This is a genomic window from Nitriliruptor sp., from assembly GCF_040882075.1.
GTDB lineage: Bacteria > Actinomycetota > Nitriliruptoria > Nitriliruptorales > Nitriliruptoraceae > Nitriliruptor.
Map to the genome: position 1 here is coordinate 24,020 of NZ_JBBEBZ010000073.1, position 7,937 is coordinate 31,956.

The 7,937-nt window shown below is 72.7% G+C and carries 6 protein-coding genes and 1 riboswitch; of the genes, 2 read left to right on the top strand and 4 right to left on the bottom strand.

Features of this window, described 5'->3' with window-relative positions; translation table 11 throughout:
* Together WEB03_RS03790 and WEB03_RS03795 are read right to left on the bottom strand one after the other, a co-directional pair.
* Window positions 1–193 (bottom strand): hypothetical protein (locus tag WEB03_RS03790; RefSeq protein WP_368069643.1); only part of this gene is annotated, 193 nt, incomplete at its 3' end.
* 37 nt (window positions 194–230) lie between these two features.
* On the bottom strand, window positions 231–1,211 hold the full coding sequence (locus WEB03_RS03795) for an oxygenase MpaB family protein (RefSeq protein WP_368069644.1): 981 nt from the start codon (window positions 1,209–1,211) through the stop codon (window positions 231–233).
* 163 nt (window positions 1,212–1,374) lie between these two features.
* On the opposite strand from WEB03_RS03795, the gene WEB03_RS03800 reads away from it, so the two are divergent.
* Window positions 1,375–2,502 (top strand): sensor histidine kinase, encoded by a 1,128-nt coding sequence (locus tag WEB03_RS03800; protein ID WP_368069645.1) that lies wholly within the window; start codon window positions 1,375–1,377, stop codon window positions 2,500–2,502.
* 21 nt (window positions 2,503–2,523) lie between these two features.
* Here WEB03_RS03800 and WEB03_RS03805 read toward each other — a convergent pair whose 3' ends face one another.
* The gene (locus tag WEB03_RS03805; protein WP_368069646.1) at window positions 2,524–2,940 is read right to left on the bottom strand and encodes a hypothetical protein; all 417 of its coding nucleotides are present in this window, start codon (window positions 2,938–2,940) and stop codon (window positions 2,524–2,526) included.
* Window positions 2,941–3,061: 121 nt separating this feature from the next.
* Window positions 3,062–3,139: riboswitch (cobalamin riboswitch) on the top strand.
* Window positions 3,140–3,289: 150 nt separating this feature from the next.
* Between WEB03_RS03805 and WEB03_RS03810 the strand changes: the two genes are divergently transcribed.
* Window positions 3,290–5,326, top strand: a complete 2,037-nt coding sequence (locus WEB03_RS03810) for an S-layer homology domain-containing protein (protein ID WP_368069647.1) — start codon at window positions 3,290–3,292, stop codon at window positions 5,324–5,326.
* A 71-nt stretch (window positions 5,327–5,397) separates the two neighbouring features.
* Here the strand turns inward: WEB03_RS03810 and WEB03_RS03815 are convergent, their stop codons facing one another.
* Window positions 5,398–7,644, bottom strand: coding sequence for an NADP-dependent isocitrate dehydrogenase (locus tag WEB03_RS03815; RefSeq protein ID WP_368069648.1), 2,247 nt, complete (start codon window positions 7,642–7,644; stop codon window positions 5,398–5,400).
* Between the last annotated feature and the right edge of the window lie 293 nt (window positions 7,645–7,937).

The window sequence follows — 7,937 nt, forward strand, 5'->3', positions numbered from 1 at the left end:
GCGGGGCGGTGAGGCGGTCCGGGTCGTGCTCGAGCTCACCGATGAGCGCGCCCTTGGGGCACAGGAACCCGCGGCTGAGGACGTCGTCGTCGTCGCCACGGACCGCGACGACGCGGTCGTCGTCGAGCTCGATCGCCAGCCCGCAGGTGGCCTCGCAGAGGGGGCAGGTGCGGATCGCTGTGCGCCGGGTCACGTGGTCTCCCTTCGGGTCGGGCCGCGAACCTAGGTCGTCACGCAGCTGCGCGGGCCCGCGCGAGCTCCATCGACGGGGAGGTTCCGGTCGCGCGGCGCATCAGCGAGAGTGCGGCGCGGGTGTTGCCCACCGCGATCCGCGCTGCGCCACGAGGCAGCTGCAGCCCGAGCGCCGCCCGATGATCGGGGTGGAGCGAGCCGACGGCACCGCCGAAGAGGGTCAGGTAGGCGGCTCGGATCGCAGGGGGGAGCGGGGGCCAACGCAGGAACCGCAGCGCCTCGCGGCCCTGATGGTTGACCCCGAGCTCCGGCGCGTAGGCAGCAAGGATCGATCCGAGCTCCTCGACGTCACGGGGGAGGTAGCCCTCCTCCAGCATCGGCAGCGGCACCTGCCCGGCACGGAACGCGGTGGACGTCGACGTGTCCGCGCGCAGCTCGTCGAGATCGACGCGGGGATCGAGCAGCGCGGCGATCCGGGACTGCTCGAGCACGAAGCGATCCTCGTCGGCACGGTCGAGCCCGACCGGCGCCCACGCCCGGTGGGCGGCGAGGAACGAGCTGGTCAGGGCGATGCCGACCCACCCGAGCAGGTGCGGGTCATCGGCCCGGTACGGGCGACCGTCCGGCGCGACGCCGTGGACGTGGGGGTGCGCCCGGCGGACCCTGGCGGCGGCGTCGAGCGCCTCCCGGGTCGACCCGAACGCGGACGTCGTGACGTAGCCCGACGTCCGCTGCAGACGCCCGAGCGGGTCGTCGCGGAACGCGGAGTGGTCGTAGACGCCCGCCATCGCGAGGGGGTGGGCGACCTGCAGCAGGAGCCCGCGCACCCCACCGGCGATGGCAGCGGGTTCGGCGATGACCCGCCACGACGGTGATCCCGGACCGGTGAGGCCAGCGTCGCCCCGGTCCGCCGTCGGATCGAACGCTGGACCGCCGAAGGTGCGCGCGAGCTGACCACGCACGAGACCACGCAGGACCGGCAAACCGGTGGCGCGGTGGGGGCCGCTCGCCGCGGACACGGGACCTCCTCGGTCGCACCGACCCGGACCGGGTCATCGCCGCGTGGTTCGGATCCGACCGCGCCGTGGGTCGTTCGGCGTGCTGCGGCGAGGCTACGGTGCGGGAGGCGCCGCAGCCGGGCGGAAAGATCGGCGCCCGCGTTCGAGACCACACCGAGGACCCGTGGACGCACCGGATACCCGCGACCGCGCCAGCTCCGACGGGCCGAGCCGGCACGCCCGACTGCTCGCCACGGCCGGGCGGATGCGCGCCGAGGCCGGCCCGCAGGAGCTGCTCGAGACGGTCGCCGAGGGCCTGCTGCGCCCGGACCCGGGCGTGCGGCTGTGTCTGCACCTCGCGGCCGGCGACGGCACCCACGTCGTGGCGGCCGTCCCCGTCGACAGCCACGGGTGCGACGACGCCGCGACCACGCTCCATCGGGCCATGAGCGCCGGACACACCGTCGTCTCGGAGACGGACGGCACGCAGGTGGCGACCCCCCTCGTGGTCGAGGGCCGCACGCGCGGAGCGCTCGTGGTCCACGGAGCGAGCTGTCCGTCCCCAGCGCGGATCGAGGATCTCGAGCTGGCTGCGGTGCTGCTCGCTGGTGCGGTGATGACGGTCCGACGGCTCGAGGAACAGCGCGACCTCGACCGTGTCCGGTCGAACTTCGTCGCGCGGATCTCCCACGAGCTGCGGACCCCGCTCACGATCATCTCCGGCTTCGCGACGACGCTCGGCGCGCAGGAGGACCTGCTCAGCGTGGAGCAGCGTCACGGGATGCTCGATCGCATCGTCACCGCGAGCGTCCGGCTCGAGCACCTCGTCGAGGAGGTCCTGACGCTGGCGAGCGTCGACCTCGGCCACACGATCCCGGACCCGGTCCCGTGCCTGGTCCGGGACGTCCTGGATCTCGTGGTGCACGACCAGGGCGGCGAGGACCGCTGCACGGTGACGTGCGCCGGAGACCTGCGGCTCACCACCGATCCGGTCGTCGCCCGTCTCGTCCTCGGTCCGATCGTCGAGAACGCGCTCGAACACGGCGACCGGGTGGAGCTCGAGGGGCGCGCGACGCCGACCGGGGTGACCGTGACCGTCACCGACGACGGCCCGGGGATCCCTGCCGACCTCGGTGACGCCATCTTCGAGCGTTTCGTGCGCGGCCACGACCGTTCCCCGGGTTTCGGTCTCGGTCTGTCGACGGCGCGCGAGGTCGGCGCGACGATCGGCGCCGTGCTGTCGGTGGTGGCCCACACCACCGGAGCACGCGTCGCGGTCGACCTGCCCGACCTCGAGGACGGCTCACGCTGACGGGCGCGGCCGAGGGATCGGTCAGCCGCCCCAGCCCTGCTGGACCTCATCGAGCCGGAGCTGCGCGGGGGGCAGGTCGGGCCCGCCCGTCGGTGGCGCTGGCTGCGGGGGCGGCGCGGGTTCCTCGCCGGTCAGCGCCGACCACCACCAGGTCAACCCACGCGGCGGGTTGCGCAGACCGAGGTCGCTGAACCGGACGTCGGTGCGGCCGAGGAAGGCCACCTCGGCGACGACGCGGTGGACCACGTCGCGCACGACGGGGTCGCGGCCGTAGTCCGCTCGGAGGAGGGCGATGACCTCGGGCCGGGTCTCCACGGCGTGGTAGCGGGTCGCGGCCGGCGCGGCGATCTCGGTCAGTCGGGTCCGCGCCTCGCGCCAGAGCAGGCGTTGTCGCGAGAACCAGTCCCACGCGTAGGCCGGAGGGCCGGAACGGGCCACGGATCGCTCCCCAGGGGCGCCCCCCCGAGGGGGCGCGACGATGCCAGCGTACGTCGCCAGTGGCGCTAAGGTCGCGTCACCACGCGGCGAGAGCCACGTGGTGAACCACGTCCCGCGTTCGGGGAAGCCGGTGCGAATCCGGCGCTGACCCGCAACCGTGAGTCGTCCCGCGAACCGGCGGGGCGCGAGCCGGAGCACCGACCGGGACGAGCGGCTCCACACGTCCGTCGAGGTCTACGGGACGGAGCCGGGAACGCAGGGACGCGTGTGCCGTCGGCCGACCGGGCCGTCGCACAGCGTGGCCCTCGGGACCGGTCCGTCACGGACCGCTCGCCGAGAGGCACAACGCATGCACCTGCTCACCCGATCCCGAACCGGCGGCCCCCGCCGGCTCGTCGCAAGCGCGTCCGCCGCGCTGCTCACCGTCGGCCTGCTCGTCCCCCTCGGGGCTGCACCGGCCGCCGCTGACGTCCCCACGACCGATCCGCTCGCGGCGGCCGCCGGTTGGCTCGCCCGCGACCTCGCCGCTACCCCGTCGCCCGGCGGTGACCAGCTGACCGATGCCATCCTCGGCTTCGCCGCCGCTGGCAGCGCACGCGACGCGGCGGTGGAGGCGTTCGCCGCCCTCGAGGAGCGCGCGCCGACCTACCTCGGTGGTGACACCGACTCCACGTCGGGCAACGCTGCCAAAGCCATCCTGGCCGCGGACGCGCTCGACCGCTCGCCGGTCATCGGCGGCACCGACGCCGAGGCGGTGCTCCGTGACCGCATCGAGCCGGACGGGCGCGTGCGTTCGTTCGGCGACGGTCCGCAGCTGTTCGTGCAGTCGTTGGCGATCCTCGCCCTCGAGACCACCGCCGACGGTGCGCCCTCGATCGCTGTCGACTACCTCGCGAGCTTCGTGTGCGAGGACGGGTCGCTCAGCCTCACGGGCACCTGCGCGAACGGTGAGGTGGACGTGACCGCCGTGGCGGTGCAGGCCCTGCTCGCGACCGGGCGCGACGCCGACGCACAGGTCAGTTGGCTGCTCACGCAGCGGGGGACCGACGGCGGGTACCCCGCCGCGGACCCGAACACCAACTCCTCCGCCCTCGCGGCCCAGGCGTTCCGTGCTGCGGGTCGCACCGCTGAGGCCGACGCGGCTGCCGGCTTCGTGAGCTCCCTGCAGCGCGGCTGCGAGGCTGACGTCGCGCTCCGCGGGTCGTTCGCCACCTACCCGGACGCGGACGGCAACGTGCGGCTCGCCACGGCGCAGGCGCCGTTCGCCGAGGCGCCGAGGCTGGACCTGCTCGACGCCAGCGACGCTGCCGCTGAGACGAGCTACCTGCGCTGCCTGACCGACGAACCGTGCCCGGATGGGACCGGCGTGACCATCGTCGTGGACTTCACCGCCCTCGCGCCGGACCTCGCCCCGCAGGTGACGTGCGTGGACGGACCCTTCGACGCAGGCACGAGCGGGCACGACCTGATCGAGGCTGCGGGCTTCGACACCAGCTACGCCAGCTTCTCGTTCGGTGACTCGCTGTGCCAGATCGACGAGCTGCCCGAGCTGTCCGAAGGCGAACCCGCGGACACCTGCTTCGAGGACGGGTACTGGTCGTACTGGACGGCAGCACCCGGCGGGGAGTGGACCGGGTACGAGGTCGGTGGCGGTGACAGCCGCCCGGCTCCCGGAACGGTCGAGGGGTGGTCGTGGGCACCGGACTTCACCGCGTCCGCGCCTCGCTTCGACACCGACCTCGCCGTCTGGCCCTACTCCCGAGGCATCGACCGGGCCTGCCCCGGCCCCTACGACGACCCCTTCGACGACGTCGCCGGCACCACGCACGCCCCCGCGATCGTGTGCCTGGCGGACGGGGCGATCACCGTCGGGCGTGAGCCCGGCCGGTTCGTGCCGAACGGGGACGTGACCCGTGGACAAGCCGCCACGCTCCTGGTCAGGTCCTACGAGGTGGCGACCGGTCGCAGCCTGCCGGCCGGACCGGATCGCTTCACCGACGATGACGGGTCGACCCACGAGGCCAACATCGATGCGCTCGCGGCGGCGGGGGTCATCTCGGGGAAGACCGAGACGACGTTCGAGCCGCACGGGACGTTGACCAGGGCACAGATGGCGTCGCTGCTCGACCGTTTCCTCGACCTGCTCGACGACGGTGCGGTCGACCGCTCGTTCCCGCCGGCGACCGTGGCGGACGTCTTCGCGGACGACACCAGCTCGGTCCACGCTGCGGCGATCGACCGGCTGGCCGTCCGCGGCGTGGTCACCGGCCTGCCGGACGGCAGCTACGCGCCGGGCGCGGACGTGACCCGCGGGCAGGTGGCGACGTTCCTGGCCCGCGCGCTCGACCTCGCGGTCGAGGCTGGCCACGGTGACCCGATCGACTGATCCCACGCGAACGGCAGCGAGGGCGGGACCGTCACGGGCCCGCCCTCGTCCGTTCCTGCCGAACCGATCGGCTACGACTCGATGGTGGCCAGCGCGGCGTTGAAGGTCTCGCTCGGCCGCATCGCCGCGGCGACGCGCTCACGGTCCGGCCAGTAGTAGCCACCGGTGTCGACCGGGTCGCCCTGCACCTCGTTCAGCTCCGCGATGATGGTGTCCTCGTCGGCTGCCAGCCGCTCAGCGAGGGCAGCGAACGCCTCGGCCATCTCCGCGTCGTCGTCCTGCGACGCCAGCTCCTGCGCCCAGTACATCGCGAGGTAGAAGTGGCTGCCTCGGTTGTCGAGCTCACCGACGTTGCGGGACGGCGACCGGCCCTCCTCGAGGAAGGTCGCCGTCGCACGGTCGAGGGTGTCACCGAGCAGCTTGGCCCGAGCGTTGTCGAACCGCTCACCGAGGTGGTCGAACGAGGCCGCCAGTGCCAGGAACTCACCGAGCGAGTCCCACCGCAGGTGGTTCTCCTTGACGAACTGCTGCACGTGCTTCGGCGCCGACCCTCCGGCTCCCGTCTCGAACAGCCCACCGCCGGCCATCAGGGGCACGATCGACAGCACCTTGGCGCTGGTGCCGACCTCGAGGATGGGGAACAGGTCGGTGAGGTAGTCGCGCAGGACGTTGCCGGTGACCGAGATGGTGTTCTCCCCGGCCTTGGCGCGCTCGAGGGAGAACCGGGTGGCTTCGTCGACGGCCATGAACCGGATGTCGAGCCCGTCGGTGTCGAGCGTGTCGAGCTCGGCCTCGACCTTCCTGAGGACCTCGGCGTCGTGCGCCCGGGTGCGGTCGAGCCAGAAGACCGCCGGCCACCCCGTCGCCCGCGCTCGGGAGACGGCCAACCCGACCCAGTCGCGGACGGGGGCGTCCTTGGTCTGGCACATGCGCCAGATGTCACCCTCCTCGACCGCGTGCTCGAGCAGGACGGTGCCACCGTCGCCACTGTCGCGCCCCGAGCTCGTGGCGACCACGCGGACCGTGCCCGCCGCCGGGATCTCGAAGGTCTTGTCGTGTGAACCGTACTCCTCGGCCTTCTGCGCCATCAGCCCGACGTTCGGCACGGTCCCCATGGTGGTGGGGTCGAACTGACCGTTGCGCTTGCAGAACTCGAGGGTCTCGTCGTACAGCGCGGCGTAGCTGGAGTCGGGGATGACCGCCTTGGTGTCCTGCTGCTCGTCGTTCTCGTTCCACATCTGTCCCGAGTCGCGGACCACGACCGGCATCGAGGCGTCGACGATGACGTCGGAGGGGACGTGCAGGCTGGTGATGCCTCGGCTCGAGTCGACCTGCGCGAGCGACGGCCCGGTCTCGTAGGCGCGACGGATGGCGTCCTGGATGGCCGACCTCTGGTCCTCGGGGAGCTCCTCGATCGCCTTCTCGAGGCTGGCCATGCCATCGTTGGCGCTGACGCCGAGCCGATCGAGGGTCTCCCCGTGCTGCTCGAACAGATCCGCGAAGTAGGCGCGGACCGCGTGACCGAAGATGATGGGGTCGGACACCTTCATCATCGTGGCCTTCAGGTGCACCGAGAAGAGGACACCCTTCTGCTTGGCGTCGTCCACCTGCTCCTGCAGGAACGACACGAGGGCGGCGCGGCTCATCACGGCGGCATCGATGATCTCGCCCTCGAGCAGCGGTGTCGACGCCTTGAGGACGGTCACCTCGCCGCCACCGGTCTCGAGCTCGATGCGCACGTCCGTCGCGGCGTCGACGGTGACCGATCGCTCACTCGAGCGGAAGTCACCGCCGGACATGGTGGCCACGTGCGACCGCGAGTCCGAGGACCACTCGCCCATGCGGTGCGGGTGCTTGCGGGCGTACTCCTTGACGGCTGCGGGTGCCCGACGGTCGGAGTTGCCCTCGCGGAGCACGGGGTTGACGGCGCTGCCCTTGACCGCGGCGTAGCGCTCCTGGACCTCGCGTTCCTCGTCGCTGCCCGGCTCCTCGGGGTAGTCCGGCACCGCGTACCCGGCCTCCTGGAGCTCGGCGATCGCGGCCTTCAGCTGGGGGATGGAGGCGCTGATGTTCGGCAGCTTGATGATGTTGGCCTCGGGCGTCTTGGCCAGCTCGCCGAGCTCGGCCAGGGCATCGTCGACCCGCTGGTCGTCGCGCAGCCGATCGGGGAACGCGGCGAGGATGCGACCCGCGAGGGAGATGTCGCGGGTCTCCACCTCGACGCCGGCGGTCCCGGCGAACGCCTCGAGGATCGGCAACAGCGACTCGGTCGCGAGCGCGGGACCCTCGTCGGTGTAGGTGTAGATGATCTTCGGCACGGGCGATCTCCTCGAGGACGCGGGTTCGTACGGTCGGCGCGGGAGCGCTCCGGGCGCCGGGCCAGGGCGCCGAGGCTAGTGCGCGGACGGGGCGGTTCGGGGCGGCCGGTTAGGCGTTCCAGGTCGAGTGAGGTTAGGCTGCCCTCACTCGACCGCAGCGCGGTCGCTCGCCGCGGCCGCTCCCGCCCCGGCACTCCCGATGTACCGACATGGAGGCACCCCCGTGCGAACCACCCGACGCTCGCGCTTCGCGGCCGCTCTGGCCGTCGTCGCGCTCGCAGCCACCGCGTGCG